Annotated in this window: 14 protein-coding genes; 8 read left to right on the top strand and 6 right to left on the bottom strand. The window is 38.5% G+C overall.

Annotated elements, in window-relative coordinates; genetic code table 11:
- Positions 1-6 precede the first annotated feature (6 nt).
- Both EMP01_RS04670 and purN read left to right on the top strand, forming a co-directional pair.
- Positions 7-1611, top strand: coding sequence for a peptide MFS transporter (locus EMP01_RS04670; protein ID WP_129020309.1), 1605 nt, complete (start codon positions 7-9; stop codon positions 1609-1611).
- An 81-nt stretch (positions 1612-1692) separates the two neighbouring features.
- A complete protein-coding gene (purN, locus tag EMP01_RS04665; protein WP_129020308.1) occupies positions 1693-2253 on the top strand; it encodes a phosphoribosylglycinamide formyltransferase in 561 nt (186 codons plus the stop codon).
- A gap of 53 nt (positions 2254-2306) precedes the next feature.
- Here purN and EMP01_RS04660 read toward each other — a convergent pair whose 3' ends face one another.
- Both EMP01_RS04660 and mnmG read right to left on the bottom strand, forming a co-directional pair.
- A complete protein-coding gene (locus EMP01_RS04660) occupies positions 2307-3263 on the bottom strand; it encodes a hypothetical protein (protein WP_129020307.1) in 957 nt (318 codons plus the stop codon).
- A 93-nt stretch (positions 3264-3356) separates the two neighbouring features.
- Positions 3357-5234: a tRNA uridine-5-carboxymethylaminomethyl(34) synthesis enzyme MnmG gene (gene mnmG / locus EMP01_RS04655; RefSeq protein ID WP_129020306.1), complete on the bottom strand. Its 1878-nt coding sequence runs from the start codon at positions 5232-5234 to the stop codon at positions 3357-3359.
- Positions 5235-5530: 296 nt separating this feature from the next.
- On the opposite strand from mnmG, the gene EMP01_RS04650 reads away from it, so the two are divergent.
- The 5 genes from EMP01_RS04650 to EMP01_RS04630 all read left to right on the top strand — a co-directional run bounded on the left by EMP01_RS04650 (position 5531) and on the right by EMP01_RS04630 (position 11446).
- Positions 5531-6577 (top strand): agmatinase family protein, encoded by a 1047-nt coding sequence (locus EMP01_RS04650; RefSeq protein WP_129020305.1) that lies wholly within the window; start codon positions 5531-5533, stop codon positions 6575-6577.
- Positions 6578-6598: 21 nt separating this feature from the next.
- Entirely contained in the window at positions 6599-7255 is a 657-nt protein-coding gene (locus EMP01_RS04645) for a hypothetical protein (protein WP_129020304.1), read from the top strand.
- 76 nt (positions 7256-7331) lie between these two features.
- A complete protein-coding gene (gene phaC / locus EMP01_RS04640; protein ID WP_129020303.1) occupies positions 7332-8387 on the top strand; it encodes a class III poly(R)-hydroxyalkanoic acid synthase subunit PhaC in 1056 nt (351 codons plus the stop codon).
- An 861-nt stretch (positions 8388-9248) separates the two neighbouring features.
- Positions 9249-10781, top strand: a complete 1533-nt coding sequence (locus EMP01_RS04635) for an ABC transporter ATP-binding protein (RefSeq protein ID WP_129020302.1) — start codon at positions 9249-9251, stop codon at positions 10779-10781.
- A gap of 14 nt (positions 10782-10795) precedes the next feature.
- A complete protein-coding gene (locus EMP01_RS04630) occupies positions 10796-11446 on the top strand; it encodes an alpha/beta hydrolase (protein WP_129020301.1) in 651 nt (216 codons plus the stop codon).
- 2 nt (positions 11447-11448) lie between these two features.
- On the opposite strand, the gene EMP01_RS04625 is transcribed toward EMP01_RS04630, so the two are convergent.
- Together EMP01_RS04625 and EMP01_RS04620 are read right to left on the bottom strand one after the other, a co-directional pair.
- Positions 11449-12111: a hypothetical protein gene (locus EMP01_RS04625; RefSeq protein ID WP_129020300.1), complete on the bottom strand. Its 663-nt coding sequence runs from the start codon at positions 12109-12111 to the stop codon at positions 11449-11451.
- A gap of 22 nt (positions 12112-12133) precedes the next feature.
- A complete protein-coding gene (locus EMP01_RS04620) occupies positions 12134-12952 on the bottom strand; it encodes a tetratricopeptide repeat protein (RefSeq protein WP_129020299.1) in 819 nt (272 codons plus the stop codon).
- A 281-nt stretch (positions 12953-13233) separates the two neighbouring features.
- Here EMP01_RS04620 and rpsA point away from each other — a divergent pair, with 281 nt between their 5' ends.
- Positions 13234-15027, top strand: coding sequence for a 30S ribosomal protein S1 (rpsA, locus tag EMP01_RS04615; RefSeq protein WP_237559473.1), 1794 nt, complete (start codon positions 13234-13236; stop codon positions 15025-15027).
- 78 nt (positions 15028-15105) lie between these two features.
- Here the strand turns inward: rpsA and EMP01_RS04610 are convergent, their stop codons facing one another.
- Together EMP01_RS04610 and EMP01_RS04605 are read right to left on the bottom strand one after the other, a co-directional pair.
- Entirely contained in the window at positions 15106-16515 is a 1410-nt protein-coding gene (locus EMP01_RS04610) for a WG repeat-containing protein (RefSeq protein WP_129020297.1), read from the bottom strand.
- A gap of 75 nt (positions 16516-16590) precedes the next feature.
- Complete coding sequence (locus EMP01_RS04605) at positions 16591-17097, bottom strand: hypothetical protein (protein WP_129020296.1); 507 nt, start codon at positions 17095-17097, stop codon at positions 16591-16593.
- Positions 17098-17331 lie beyond the last annotated feature (234 nt).

The following is a 17331-nucleotide window of genomic DNA, read 5'->3' as shown; positions in this document are numbered from 1 at the left end:
AAACCAATGAGTCAGAATCTTACCTTAGAAGAAATTCAGGATTTTAAAGGCAAATATCCCAAGCAATTATGGCATCTATTCTTTTCCGAAATGTGGGAGCGCTTTTGCTTTTACGGGATGCGCGGCATGCTTACCTTCTTTATGGTAAACCAGCTGTCTATGCCGGAAACGCAGGCCAATTTGCAATATGGCGCTACTCAGGCATTTGTTTACGCATTTACCTTCATCGGCGGTTTATTTGCCGATAAAATATTAGGATTCAGAAAATCATTATTCTGGGGTGGTATACTTATGATTATAGGTAGCCTTATTCTCGCAGCCGATCCGCATAAATTTTTCTTTCTGGGTATATCCTTTACAGTAATCGGTACCGGTTTCTTTAAACCAAATATCTCTACTATGGTGGGTAACCTTTACAAACAGGGCGATAATCGCCGTGATGCAGGTTTTTCCCTGTTCTATTCCGGTATCAATATAGGTGCTCTGCTGGGCGGTTATGCCTGTGTAGCGATTGGTAAGGGACAATTATTAGGTAGCATGATACCAGATCATCTACACTGGAACGTAGCATTCGGTCTGGCAGCTGTAGTAATGGCAATAAGCCTGATCACCTTTCTGAATACAAGAAAACACTTAGGACCAATAGGGCTGTCACCGATTACCAATCCTCCTGTAAATAATACATTGAAACAGGATTTCGATTTTGGTACAATTGGAAATGATCCGAATGCAGCACCGATGAAAGCACGCACTGAATCCGTTAAAAACGGTAAAGCCTGGTACGAGTATGCAGTGTACATTGGTGCGTTGGCAATGATTCCAGTAGTTATGAAAATGGTAGCTAAAACGGAATATACGGACTGGTTTATGTATATCATTGGCCCGGCTACTCTTATATATCTGATTTATGAAATGACTCGTCATACTGCTGCAGAAGCGAAAAAATTAGGTGCAGCACTAGTATTTATTATTTTCTCTATTATTTTCTGGGCATTCTTCGAACAAAGTGGCGGATCTCTTAGTTTGTTTGCTGCCAATAACCTGGATGATAAATTATTAGGTGCAATTAAACTGGACCCTAATGGGGTAAACAATGCCGCTAATTCGCTATTTGTGATCATATTTGCACCTATTGTAGGCCTGATATGGTTAGGCCTTGCAAAGAAGAAAATAGAGCCTAATACCGTTGTGAAATTCGGTTTAGGATTTATATTCCTGGCCCTGGCATTCTATGTATTCTATGCAACACGATTCTTCCAGCTAGTACCGGGTATGGCTAGTCTTGATATCTTTACACTTGCTTACCTGGTAATTACTTTTGGTGAATTATGTTTGTCTCCGATAGGTCTGTCTATTATGACTAAATTATCTCCTGCACGCCTGCAGGGTGTAATGATGGGTATGTGGTTCCTTGCCAGTGCTTATGGTCAATATGTAGCGGGTATCCTGGGTGCTGGTATGGCGCAGGCCAATGAGCATGCCAGTCCGGTAGAAAAACTGATGGCCTATACAGATGGTTATAAGCAACTGGCTATCTATGCACTTATAGCCGGTGTAGTATTGATTATTATATCACCTGTAGTTAAAAAGCTAATGCAGGAAGTAAAATAAATTAAGTATTTTAATAAAGGAAAAGATAGTTCTGTGTACAGAACTATCTTTTTTTGTTGCTAAATAAAATACCTTTGCAGCATGAAAAATATCATTTTATTTGCTTCCGGTGCCGGCTCTAATGTACAGGCTATACTTGACTATTTTGAAGGTAAAAACATCGCTAAACCTGTGGCTATTGTTTGCAATAAAGCTGGTGCAGGTGTACTGAATATCGCTGAAAAGCATGATATCCCGGTAGAAATGATCAATAAAGAGCGTTTTTCTTCTGAAGATTTTATAAATAAAATAAATACATATAATCCTGATTTGCTGATACTTGCAGGGTTTCTATGGAAAATACCATCTGCTTTGGTTGAAAAATACCCAGGTAAAATCATCAATATTCACCCGGCTTTACTGCCTAAATACGGTGGTAAAGGTATGTATGGTATGAATGTCCATAATACAGTGATAGAACAGAAAGAGAAGGAGAGTGGCATTACGATTCACTATGTAAATGAACACTACGATGAAGGTAATGTAATTGTCCAGGCACATTGTACCATAGCGGAGGATGATACTCCGGAAATGCTGGCGCAGAATATCCACAAACTGGAGCATTTCTATTTTCCAAGAGCGATTGAGTTTTTATTGAAATAAAGCAAAAACGGTTTTCAGTGATATACTGAAAACCATTTTTCTATCTACAATTCTTAGTTTTTTTTCAATATTTCCAGACCCATTAATTGCTGGTATTTCATCGGAATCAGGGCTTTTTTCTCTGTTCCATTCAATTTAAATACATAGGTTTCTTTTGCACTTTTGTCAAATATTTTAACCTCATCCGACCAGGTATTCTGTACGTCAAACCGGTCTTTAACTTTAAGATATAAGCTTGAAAACAGCTGTGTTTCATAAATCTTATATCCATTCTCCTGCCTTACTAAATACCAGTCAGTGATATCCGCTACTCTGGGAGGATCAAAATTTTCTATTTCATCATTTACCATATAATATGGTTTCAGGATGGCAATTGCTTCCATTTCTGTATTGGCATGTGTACGGATACTTTTCAGCAATTTGAACTCTTCAGTATACAAATCAACGGTTTCCTTTCCATAGAAAACAGCATAATAATCGAGCCTTTTTTCCTTATCCAATATCTTAATAATGGAATAATCGGATGCTTTTATTTTTTTATGCAATAGTTTAAAAGATTGATTTGTATTATAAACATCATATCCCTCTTTCGACTTTGCAATAATAAATGGTGTGAATAAAAAATTATTTATAGAAGTATACAAATAAGGAAAGGTATGGGCTATTTTAAATTGTTGATCTAAAAGGGCACTTTTATGCTCTTTTGTAGCAATATGCAGATATTCTCTTGTCTTAACATATAAATGGTAATGCTGTTCCGCAGTAGAAAACGGAAATAACTTTCCAGTGGTTTTACTATAAAAATCAAGATCAGCACCTTTTTCAAAACCCAGATAATCATCTGAGAAGAGGATTTTCTTTGCATAAGAAGGGGCAACATATTCTTCCAGGTTCATTACATTAACCAAACCAAATTTACCATTAACAGAAAAATCGGTATACTGCTCTTGAGCAGATAAAATGAATGAAGAGAAGAGTAATGCAAATAGATACAGTAAATATTTATACATGGATTCAGGGGTTATAATTTTAGGTGTAAATATATTTCAAAAAAAAGAGTTGAGTATTTAGATACCCAACTCTTTTTACATTTTTATAAAATACTATCTTCCCATATGCACCATCAGGATCTGGATGTCGCTCGGGTTTACTCCGGAGATGCGACTCGCCTGTCCTAAAGTATGCGGGCGAATTCTGGTAAGTTTTTGTCTGGCTTCGGTAGAGATGGCCTGCACTTTTTCATAATTGAATTGATCCGGAATAATGAGTTCTTCCATGTACCTCATTTTTTCCGCCATTTCTTTTTCCTTTTCCATATAGATACCATACTTCAAAAGGATCTCTGCCTGCTCAATTTCCTGTTTTGTAAACGGCTTCAGATTTTCCTGGAGCTGGGGTAGGTGCGCAGCGAGCAATTCTATCGAAATGTCGGGCCTTAAAGCCAATTTTGCCACTTTTTGACGCTCTTTTAGGGCTGTCTGACCATTTTCTTCCAGGAAAGTATTGATTTCTGATGGCTCAATAGGCATTTCGGCCAATATTTGCCTGATTTGCGCTACGTGATCATTTTTAACATTCACCGCATCTAATCTGTCCTGTTTGGCCAATCCCAGGTCAAAACCTTTTTGTGTCAGGCGCACATCTGCATTGTCCTGTCTCAGCAAAGTTCTGAATTCCGCTCTTGAAGTAAACATACGATAAGGTTCATCGGTACCTTTATTGATCAGGTCATCGATCAGCACCCCTATATATGCTTCATTTCTTTGCAGGCTGAATGGCTCCAGTTCGTGTGCATTTCTGCTGGCATTGATACCGGCAATCAGACCCTGGCAAGCTGCTTCTTCATAACCGGTAGTACCATTGATCTGTCCTGCAAAGAACAGATTACGTACCAGTTTAGTTTCCAGTGTAAACTTCAGCTGCGTTGGTGGAAAGTAATCATACTCGATGGCATAACCCGGACGGAAGAATTTACAGTTTTCGAAGCCCGGCACCTTAGTAATGGCATTGTATTGAACCTCTTCCGGCAGGGATGTACTGAAGCCATTTACATAGATTTCAACGGTATTCCATCCCTCTGGTTCTACAAATAACTGGTGGCTATCTTTATCTGCAAAGCGGTTAATTTTATCTTCAATACTCGGACAATAACGCGGACCTGTACCCTGAATTCTACCCTGGAACATAGGAGATTTATCAAATCCGGTTTTAAGAATATCATGTACTTCCTGGCTGGTATAAGTGATCCAGCAATTACGTTGCTTAGAAGGATCGGCTTTAATGATGCTTTCTACATTTTTATAGGAGAATCCGACTACTTCTTCATCACCCTCTTGCACCATCATTTTACTATAATCCAGGCTTCTACCATCTATTCGGGGTGGGGTACCGGTCTTAAGGCGGCTTGCTTCAAAGCCTAAACCAACCAATTGTTCGGTAATACCAGTAGCACCGCCTTCACCCATACGGCCTCCTCCAAACTGTTTTTCACCCACATGGATGATACCATTAAGAAAGGTACCATTGGTCAATACTACTGCCTTACCTCTTATTTCCTGACCCATTCCGGTCACAATACCTTGTACTGTTCCACGTGAAACAATGAGTCCTTTAACCATATCCTGCCAAAAATCAAGGTTAGGGGTTTGTTCCAGCATCTCTCTCCAGGTAGCTGCAAACACATGGCGATCGCTCTGACAGCGAGGGCTCCACATAGCAGGTCCTTTTGATTTATTCAACATTCTAAACTGTATCATAGACTTATCTGATACAATACCACTATATCCTCCTAAAGCATCTATCTCTCTTACGATCTGTCCTTTACCAATACCACCCATAGCAGGATTACAACTCATCTGTGCAATCGTCTGCATATTCATGGTAACGAGTAAGGTTTTACTACCCATATTAGCAGCAGCAGCAGCAGCCTCACAACCGGCATGTCCTGCACCTACTACTATCACATCATATTCTGGAAACATTGTTTGAAATTAATTTATGCAAAGATATTTATAGTATAGCTATATACCTAATGAATATATCTATATACACATATAAAGAGTAGGGTATAATGTAGCAATACATTGTTCCACGTGAAACAAAATTAACCTCCCATAAGTAAATGTTTCACGTGGAACAATATCAGTTTAAACTATAGTACATTGTGTATAGAGAAAGCTAATACAGTACAAAGTTTCACGTGAAACATATAATCTATTTTATATTAGCTTAACAATAAAATACGTACTTTTGCGGTTCTGTTTTAAAAAAATAAACAATGTCAGTATTTGATAATTTTGATCCAAACTCAGTGGGATTAAAAGACAACAACATCTTCGGATTGCCTACTACAGAAGACAATTCTTCATTGATCATTATCCCTGCTCCATGGGAGGTAACTGTAAGCTACAGAGCTGGTACTTCCAGAGGCCCTGAGCAGATTATGGAAGCTTCTTTGCAGATAGATCTTTACGATCCGGATGGGGTTGATACCTGGAAGAAAGGGTATTATATGTTGCCGATAGATAAGAACATTAAAAAGAAAAGTGATTACTTACGCTCTTGTTCTGAACTAATCATTGGCGCCTTATCTGAAGGTGCGCCAATCGACTGCAACAATCAGTTATGTCAAAAACTGACAGAAGTAAATGAAGGTGGCCAGATGTTTAAACAATGGATTAAAGACCTTACCGTTTCTTATATGCAGAAAGGTAAAAAGGTTGTTATGCTGGGTGGAGACCATAGTACTCCATTAGGCTATATCCAGGGATTGGCTACAGAACATAAAGACTTTGGTATACTGCAAATCGATGCGCATGCTGATCTCCGTATCGCATACGAAGGCTTTACATATTCCCACGCTTCTATCATGTATAATGTATTACAGGAAGTACCGGAAATCAGTAAGCTGGTGCAGGTTGGTATCAGAGATTACTGTGATGAAGAGCTGGAGATTATTAATAACAATCCTAAAGTAACTACATTCTTTGATAAGGATATAAAAGAAAGAATGTATGAAGGAGCAGCCTGGAAAGTAATCGTTGATGATATCATTGCCAGCCTTCCAGAAAAGGTATATATCAGTTTTGACATAGATGGTTTAGATCCTAAACTTTGTCCGAATACTGGTACACCGGTTCCGGGCGGATTCGAAGTGGAACAGATATTCTACCTGTTTAAAAAACTGAAAGAAAGCAAAAAAGAAATCATTGGTTTTGATCTGAATGAAGTCAGCTCCGGAGAACATAGTCACGATTGTATAGATCCACTGGTAGGTGCCAGAGTACTGTACAAAATGTGCAACATCCTGATGTCTCAATCTTAATCAAACACTATACTATTATATATGACAACATACCAGCTCTATCTGCAAACAAAAGGAATCAATAAAAAGAATGTAACCTTCTCTCACCTGATGGCCGCATTCTTACTGATTATTATGGGAGCAGTTTCATTCGTGATCATTGCATTATTAGGACAAACCAAAGCTGCTGCACCTGATGCAGATGCTATGCTATATAAATCCGTTTCAGGCATTTACATAGCTGCAGGTATAGTCTTACTGGCATTGATCATAGGTATGAATAAAAGAATTGTAGAAAAGAAAAACAGTACAATCTTAAGGGTTATAGAATTGGCTATGCTGCTTCCGGTATGTGTGTTCTGCATCAACAAAGCATGGTATGTACCCGCAGCATTTTCAGGTATTGGTATATTAGGTATTATGTATGCCTTCTATTATGAAAATGCTGCTGAGAAACCAAGTATCATTACAATTAATGAAGAGGGGATAGCTATTCCTAATTATCGTACCTCATTCATCAGCTGGGATAAAGTACTGAGATTAATTGTACGTCACCGTATATTAACTATAGAGGTAAATGGCAATAAATTATTTCAATTAGACCTGTCGGCTGATCAGAATTTAGAAGTTACTGATATAGAAACCTTTGCACTGGAACAGATTAAAAGCAATAAAAAGATAATTAAGAACGACTGGTAATAGTTTGTTTTATTAAAAATATAATCATACATTTATTTTTAATAAAACTATTTGATTACCCTATAAAAGCTGTTCTATGACTTTTAATCCGACCCAGGTTTTTGATGAACTTTCCTCAACAACAGAAAAATTATTTAAGGGTTATGAAACCCTGCAGAAAATGGATGATGTAGCTGTAGCTACTACACCTAAAGAATTGGTATTTCAGAAAGATAAAGTAAAGATCTATCACTACTTAAGAGATACACCTGCTACATGCAAAATTCCTGTACTTGTATCATTCGCCATGCTGAACCGGCATGATGTACTGGACCTCCAGCCAGATAAAAGCTTAATGAAGAAGTTTGTAGATCTGGGACTGGATGTTTATATCATGGACTGGGGTTATCCTACTCAGGCAGATAAATACCTGACTATGGAAGACTATATCGATGGTTATATGAATGATGCCATAGACTTCATCCGTAAGAAGCATAAAGTACCTAAAATCCATAAGATGGCTATATGCCAGGCTGGTACCTACTCAATGATCTATGCATCACGTTATCCTCAAAAGCTTAAAACCTTAACTACATATGTAGCCCCATTCGACTTCGGCGCACGTGAAAACATGCTGTACAAATGGGCAGAATACCTGGATGTGGATACTATGGTGGATACGGTAGGCACTATTCCCGGTGAGATGATTGACAGTGCATTTTCGATGTTAAAACCATCTATGAATATATCTAAGTACTTAGGTATTATGGACAGCATCGATGATGAAGATAAAGTATCTAACTTCCTGAGAATGGAAAAGTGGAAATCTGATCTTCCTGCAATAGCAGGGGAGATGTACCGCAAATACATTAAAGATCTGTTTAAAGGCAATAAGCTGATCAATGGTGAGTTCTACCTGGGAGGTGAACTGGTAGATCTGAAGAAAATGACAGTTCCCTATCTGAATGTATATGCTACTGGTGATACCATCATTCCAAACAAAAGTACACTTGCAGTAATGGATAAAATTGGTACTAAAGACAAAACCGAATATGCCTTCCCTGGCGGACATATTGGTGTATTTGTTGGTGGTAAATCACAAAAAGAACTGGCCCCAACTGTAACCAAATGGATCATGGAAAGAACCAAATAAAGAATATCTATTTAATACCTTCAATAAAGCCGTACTATAATAAGTACGGCTTTGTTATTATTAATGGTTATCAACAGAGATTAAATGTTGATAACTGGTCTGCCATGCTTGTAAAAGAACTAACCACATTTTCCTTAGCACTATACTCCAGGTTAAATCGTGTACAAAGTAAAGTAAGTAAATTAATAATTCATTATAATGAGAATAATAATTATAGATAAACAGATGAGTTATATAGATGAAATACAATACTATAAAGGATTTCAAGCCAAAATACCTTAAATAATAATATGTATAAAACTCAAAAACTACAACATATTATCTCTCAAAAGATATATCTATGTGGATTACCCATCTAGTTCTTCTATACTTATACACAAAGCAGTGGATAAACCCGTGGGAAGGCTAGCTAATAACTTTAAACAAGTTCCTTAACTTTTCTTTAAATTATAAATAACATTAATTTAATAGTAGAATAGTACACAGATCAAAGGGAAAAATACAGGGTTATCCCAATTCACAAAAAGAATAGTTGTTATACACAGGGCTTATCCACAATGTGGAATAAGTATAGAAGAATACAGTAAAATCAATACTTACAGCCTGTTTTAAACATGTTAATAATCCCCAAACAAGATTGGTATTTCAATAATCATACAAAGAAAAAGTATAGTTATCCCCTTTTCCACAGTCATAATAATAGTTAGTAATTTTTTTTAAAAAAATATATTATCAACTACTACAGTAAAGGGGAATAGTAAAATTGGCCGCTCATTGTTTTTCGGAATAAACGGCTACTTTTGTTCTCACAACAAACGAAATCAACAGTCTAACCGTAAAAGCCAGAATAATCCAGAAACAATGCTCACCGTAAAGAATCTCCATATCATGTTCGAAGGCCCGCAGCCCTTCCATGCTTTACAGGGCATATCTTTCCACATCGACAAAGCTCAGACACTGGCACTCATCGGTGCATCTGGTTCCGGTAAGTCACTCACCTCACTGGCCATTATGGGCCTTTTACCGAAAAATACCCAACAGACCGGCTACATCATGCTGGATGAGACGGATGAAGTGATCCTGAATAAGCTCAGCGAAAAGGAATGGCAGAAAGTAAGGGGCAATAAGATCAGCATGGTGTTCCAGGAGCCAATGAGTGCGCTAAACCCAATACAGACCGTAGGCAGTCAGTTAAGGGAGTGTATACTGGCACACCAGAAAATATCCACAACAGAAGCTAAACAGCAGGCGATTAACTGGTTGCAGAAGGTAAAACTACCAGAACCGGCAGTTTTATACGGACGTTATCCACATCAGTTATCAGGAGGCCAGAAGCAAAGGGTTATGATTGCAATGGCAATGTGTAATCATCCACAGGTCCTGATTGCCGATGAGCCTACTACCGCACTGGATGTAACGGTGCAGAAAGAGATTATAGAGCTGATGAAACAGCTGCAGCAGGAGTTCGGTATGGCTATGCTGTTTATTACGCACGATCTGGCGCTGGCTAAGCTTATAGCAGATGATTTTCTGATCCTCGAAAAAGGAAAAGTAGTACAGCAGATGCAGACACCTGAATTCACCAGGGAAATTGTGGATAAACCGCTTGCAGAAACGATACTTGAGGTCGCTAGTTTGAAAGTCTATTATCCGACTGAAAAAAACTGGCTTGGAAAAACAACATCGGTATTCAAAGCAGTGGATGATGTAAGTTTTACATTGAACAAAGGAGAGACTTTAGGACTGGTTGGTGAATCGGGTTGTGGAAAAAGTACCTTAAGCAAGTGTATATTAGGGCTGCAGGAAGCTACAGACGGGCATATTTTCTTTAAAGGCAAAGACATTACCCATATTGCGCAGCATGAATGGTCAAAACTGAGAAAAGATATACAGATCATCTTCCAGGACCCTTACGCGAGCCTTAATCCGAGGCTTACAGTAGGTGCCGCGATTGCAGAACCGATAAAAGTTCACCATATACCTGTGGATAAGTCTGTGAAACATAGTGTACTCGAATTACTGGACCAGGTACAGCTGCCAGCCAATGCTTTTGATAAGTATCCCCATGAATTTTCCGGAGGCCAGCGCCAGCGTATATGTATAGCCCGCGCACTGGCATTACAACCGCAATTGGTCATCTGTGACGAATCGGTTGCTGCGCTGGATATCAACATTCAGACCCAGATATTGTCCTTACTCAGCGAACTGCAGCAACACCATCAGTTGACCTACCTGTTTATAACCCATGATCTGCATGTAGTAAAAGCAATCAGTGATCGTATAATGGTTATGGAAAAAGGTAAAATCATAGAACAGGGACTGGCAGATCAGGTTATGAGCAATCCGCAGATGGATTATACCAAAAAATTACTGGCGGCCGCTCCGCGCCTTTAAATTATATATAGTATATGGAAAAGAAGCATATATACCTCATTAGCGGCCTTGGTTCCGACGAGCGGGTATTTCGCTACCTGGACCTTGATACTTATTCAGTACTTTATATTCAGTGGATACCCCCGATGCATAAAGAGAGTCTGGCAGCATATGCAGCAAGGCTTATAAAACAGATTACTACTCCCGATCCTGTACTTATAGGATTATCTATGGGTGGTATGATCGCTGTGGAAATCGGTAAGCTTATCTCTACAGAAAAAATTATCCTCATCTCTTCTGCAAAAGCGGCTTCTGAGTTGCCCGGCTATTTTGGTTTCTTTGGAAAATTAAAATTGCACCGTTACCTGCCCGATTTTTTATTGCTCCGCCCCAATAAAGTGTTTTATAACCTCTTTGGTGTGTATAACAAGAGAGAAAAAGTGATTTTGCGTGATGTACTGCGCGATACCGATCCAAAATTTGCCCGCTGGGCTATGGATGCAATACTGGAATGGGATAATACAGAAACCAGGGGTACGGTTATCCACATACACGGTACGAATGATAAGATTATACCCCTCCGTAATATAGAATCGCCGGATTATATCATTCAGGATGCCGGGCACAGTATGGTTTTTCAACAACCAAAGCAAATAACGACGCTATTGAAAAAAATTATTGGCTGAAACTAATACGGAAAGAAATATATAAACAGTAATGCCAGACATTGGAAGCCAAGAATACACCATAATAATGTTTTGTCCGGATTGCTATTGTCCTTCAGAAACTGCAGCACTTTATTTTTGATGACCACATCCAGTTTTAATGCCGGATCTGCAAAATCTACATCATCCAGTGCAATGCGTTTCAGTGCAAAATGAATAATGCGATTAATCCATTTATTTCCGCCTTCACTTTTAAGCTGTTTGGAGAGCTGTATCCTCACTACAGCAGCATCTATACCTTTTCTTACTGCTCCAGGCTGCAAGGCCTTCGTTCCAGAAATGATTTTATCTAATATCGGAATAATAATGGTTTCCGATTTATCATGCACAATACGGTTTATAAGTTTTGAAATGACGTACTTTCCTGAAAATAGAAAGACCAGGTATAGGCATACCAGTATCAATAACCAGAGTATAGAACCAACCGGTTTTTGGATGAACATTAAAATAAGTGCCGGTGCTGCACCCGCATGGCCCGAGTGTCCTGAATCTATGTCCTTAAGCAAAAAGAACAGGCCGAGGAAAACACTAATGACAGATATGGATCCGAAAAAGAGATTTAGTTTAAGCCAGGTACCGGTAACCATAGCAGTAAGCCTGGTGAGGTATTTTATATTTTCTTTCATAGTAGTGTAATATAAACAATTTTTATTCCGGTAACTGAACCATAGCCCAGTTTACCTGATAGGGATATTTTTCATAGAAGCGGCTATCCTCACTAATAGTCATTCCATTATCATAATCGCCTTTTGCTTCGCGTAAGAGGCTGTTATATTTTTCCTGATTTCCGTTTTTTAAATAACATACTGCTTTATAATATTTGGCGTCAGAGAATTGTGGATATTTCCCGATCGACTGCTCAAAGTAATCTATGGCTTTATTATAGTCTCTTAATTCATAATGGATGATGCCCATAAAGAAGAGTTCAAGATAATGCGGAGTATATCCAGAAGGTCTGCCATCGGTTCTTTCTATTTCGGCCAGCAAAACTCGTTTAGCTTCTGCGTACTTTCCTAGTTGTAAATGACAGATGGCAATGTAGAAGTCATAAGAGTGATCGTTCTCATAACCCAGACCAAATTCTTTTTTTGCTGCTTCAAGGTCGGTAAGTGCTCCACTATAATTTTTCTGGAAAATGCATTTTAAAAATCCTCTTCGGGCCAGATACTCCTTCCGGCTATATTGTACTGCCTTGTCAAAACTGGCCAAAGCCATTTCGTAACGCATTGTTTTCCACAATGGGAGTGCTTTATGATGCCATAAAAGGGCAATTGTAGAATCTTCACCTAAAGCAGCATTAATGTAATCTGTCCATTCGTGACTTGTGTAATGATGCAGGTATGCACCTTTGCTCAGGTACTTTTCTATAATGGCTTCCTGGGCAGGTGTAGCTTGCTGCGCCTGAGCTGATAGTTCTGCACGGGTAAGCAGTGCTGTACATGAAATCAATGTTATGATTTTCAACATTTCTTATATTATTTATGGTGAAAAAGGGGTTAATCCAAATGTAATGTTTAAATGAAATCAATTTGTAATCTGGAGCAACACTAACTTTTTATTTACATAATAGCCTGTAGCATAACATAGTATGTAATACAAAGATTTACAGCGCTTAAAATGCATGTTTGTAATAATTTTTAATTGTAAATCAGCTGCTTAAAAATAAGAAAAAATAAAAAGTTTTCCACATTAAAAAAAAGTGCTATCTTTGTCGACCAAAAATTTCTTATAAAAGGAGGACATTAAACTTGGAAGAAAACCAAATTATTAACAATCAAAACAATGCTCACGACGATTTCGATTGGAGCATTGACAAACGCAACGTTTCTAACTATTCACAGGAGAAGCGTGAAGCTCTTGAAAAAGAGTATGATGGATCATTTAAAGCTATCACTGACGGTGAGTTGATCACTGGTACAGTTGAAGGTCTGACTAAAACTGATGTTATCATTAACATTGGTGACAAGTCTGATGGCTTAGTATCCTTAAATGAATTCCGCGACATGCCGGGTGTAAAAATCGGTGATGCAGTGGAAGTTCTGGTTGTAGAGAAAGAAGACCGTAACGGTAATCTGAATCTGAGCCGCCGTATGGCACGTCAGGTACGTAGCTGGCAGAACGTGGTTGACTACTTCAAATCTGGCGAAGTGGTTACCGGTACGATTACCTCTAAAACTAAAGGTGGTCTGATCGTAGACGTTAATGGCCTGGAAACATTCTTACCTGGTTCTCAAATTGATGTGAAACCAGTAACTGATTACGATCAGTACGTAGGTAAGACTATGGACTTCAAAGTTGTGAAAATCAACGAGCAGATCCGTAATGCAGTAGTATCTCACAAAGCGCTGATCGAGAGCGATCTGGAACAACAACGCGGTGAGATCATGTCTAAACTGGAGAAAGGTCAAGTACTGGAAGGTACCATCAAAAACGTAACTGACTTTGGTGCTTTCGTAGATTTAGGCGGTGTAGATGGTCTGTTATATATTACAGATATCAGCTGGGGTCGTATCTCTCATCCGAGCGAAGTACTGGAAAACGGTCAGAAACTGAACGTTGTTGTACTTGATTTCGATGATGAGAAAAAACGTATCAGCCTGGGTCTGAAACAATTGTCTGCTCACCCTTGGGATAGCCTGCCTGCGGAAATCGTAGAAGGTTCTGTAATCAAAGGTAAAGTAGTAAACATCGAAGACTACGGTTCTTTCCTGGAAGTATTACCTGGCGTAGAAGGTCTGGTACACGTTTCAGAAATTACCTGGAGCTCTCAACCAATCAATGCGAAAGAATTCTTCACTATGGGTGACGAATACGAAGCAAAAGTGGTTACTCTGGACAGAGAAGAGCGTAAAATGTCTTTATCTATCAAACAACTGACTGAAGATCCTTGGGAAAACATCGATGATCGTTTCCCGGTTGAAAGCAGACATAAAGGTATCGTTAAAAACATTACTCCTTACGGTGTATTCGTAGAACTGGAAACTGGTATCGGCGGTATGATCCACATCAGTGATCTGAGCTGGACTAAACGTTTCAACCACCCAAGTGAATTCACTAAAGTTGGTGAAGAAATCGAAGTAGTTATCCTGTCTATCGATAAAGATAACCGTAAACTGTCTCTGGGTCACAAACAAATCGAAGACGATCCATGGATCAACTTCGAAGGTATTTTCCCAGTAGGTTCTACTCATCAGGGTAAAGTAATCCGTAAAGATGACAAAGGCGCTAACATCCAGTTGGAGCATGGTCTGGAAGCATTCGTTCCAACCCGTCACTTACGCAGAGAAGACGGTGGTGATATCAATGTAGATGATACATTAGATTTCGTAATCATCGAATTCGATCGCAACGATAAACGTATCATGGCATCTCACGCACGTGTTTGGGAACAAGCTAAAGCTGACGAAAAAGAAGCTCACGCAAAAGAAACCAAAGATTCAGTGAAAAAAGTACAGGATAAAGTTGAAAAACCAACTTTAGGTAACCTGGGTGCTTTAGCGGATATCAAAGCTAAACTGAAAGACGAAGAAGAAGGAAAATAATTCCGACTGAAATCGAAATACTAAAAAGCCCTCACGCAAGTGAGGGCTTTTTTTATGTGTATCATATACTGAACAGAACTATCTTTCGGGCAATATGTTTCCATGCTTGTCTATAAGCACCAATGCTCCTTTATACATTACACTGGCATGATCATCTATAAAACTGCCGGCATTATCATAGATAAATGGGGTAAGCTCATTACCCTTTGCATCTATATAACCGTATCGGCCATCTTTCTTCCGGGCCAGTATAGGATAATCTGCTTTTTCATCGAGTAAATGCTGCAGGTAGTCGCCAATATCGATGTAATCATATTTCTTTACCGCTGCATCGGGTTTTGATAAGTCAAGTATAAAATGCTCTTTATTTTTGATTACATAAACATGATTATCAATGACTACTGAAACAATATCATATTTTAAAGGCAATACTTCTTTCCCTTGAACATCAACTAATCCGGACAGATTATTTTTGGTGACGCGTGCATAATCACCCGAAAATGGATTTGCTTTGTCGTATATAAAATCCGTTACGGGTTTACCCTGGGTATTAATATATCCATAAAGCTGCTTACTGTTTTTCACCAGGGCAATCTTCTTTTTAAAGGCAAATGATTCAGCATAATCAAACGGAATAACCACTTTATTGGCTGCATTTACCGCACCCCATAAGTTACGGATATTCTGTGCGATGTATATGCCCTCATTGATTGCGCTTATTCTATGGTATTGAAAGGGGATAACTATTTTACCGGTTCGGTTTACCACTCCGTATATATCCTCTGCATTTTTGACGGCAATATGATCCGCATCCAGAACAATACAGTCCTTATAATCTGAGTTCCATAGTTTCTTCCCTTTATCGTCAAACAGCGTAATCTTTCCATCTTTCATACCTATGTACAGTCCATATTGAGGTCCGGAAATAAATTCGTACTCCTGTGGGATCAGTATTTTATTGCGGATATCGGCCAGGGCATATTTACCATTATCATACCATAAAAACTGCCGGCTGTATATCGAATTATGATACACTATGCCATGTTCGAAAGGTATTGCTACACTAAAATCTGGATTCAATACGCCGAATTTACCTGCATATTTTGCAAGATAAAAACTGTCAAAATGCTGCAGATGCTGGTATTGCAGCGGCAATACTTCTTTCAGATCCCTGTTTAGTATACCGGATTTACCATCTTTACGTACCTGTACAATACTGTCGAGATCATAGATACTGCTATATGTGGGAGGGAGCAGTATTTGTCCATACTCATTCATCATCCCGGTTTCGAATGATGTTTTGTATATAATATACCGGCCATTTTTAAAATTGCCGATGCTATAATAGGTTGCGGGAACGACTGTTTTACCACTGCGGTCTTTCAGACCCCAGAGGTCCTGTCCCGGAACCTTAAATCGTATGCTGGCCTGCGCAGATAGTATTGCAGGAGTACATAAACCTAAAATGAGCAGGTATATTCTTTTCATGACATTCAGATCAATAGTAAATATACAAAAAGAAAACCCCTCTCGAAGAGGGGTTTAAATAATATACGGGGATGATTATTTTTTGTTCACTTTGAAATAACCTTTCGTCATAGTTTTTAACTGTCCGGTCTGATAATTTTTAACTGTACAATAGAAATAACCTTCTATCAATTCGGATGTATTCTGAACAACTTTTAACTTACCTGAAATAGGTGCCAATATCACTTCCTCTGGATTTTCATCATCATAATTAATAAATGCTGTACTCGTAATACTATAAACTTTATCATTTGTTGCATCAGCAGGCATCATAAGCGCTATACGATGATCAGTCATTGAATTCTTTCCATCAGCATCTATGACTATTCTATCCTGGTAAGCATCGTATTCGACAGTGTTAGTATCTACATCAAAACTTACACCATCAATAAAAACAGAAAAAGGCGCAGTGCCTGACCAATTGAAACCATCGTTGGCATTACTACCAGTTCCAGGAGGATCTACGTTAATATTCTCCTTCTCGCAGGAAGTAAAAAACAGAGTGGTAGCCAATAGCGCTACAGATAGGATTTTCTTGAACATTGTTTTTTTGTTTATTAGTAAAGTATTTTAAAATTGCATTTCACATTTTACAGCAAAAAAATCCTGTGATAATCAAGACTAACAGTGTGTTCAGTACACTATCGAGTGATATTTAGAATTTTCCGCAAAATAATGTTAATATTTCAAATTTTATATTGTAGTAAAGAAATATTAATCCAATAAAAAAGTTCCGGCGGGAAATATCCGCCGGAACTTTTTATAAACTACAATTCA

The sequence above is a fragment of the Edaphocola flava genome (assembly GCF_004118155.1).
GTDB classification, from domain to species: Bacteria; Bacteroidota; Bacteroidia; order Chitinophagales; family Chitinophagaceae; genus Edaphocola; species Edaphocola flava.
The sequence above is the reverse complement of the archived record's forward strand: the minus strand, read 5'-3'. Positions and strand labels throughout refer to the sequence as shown.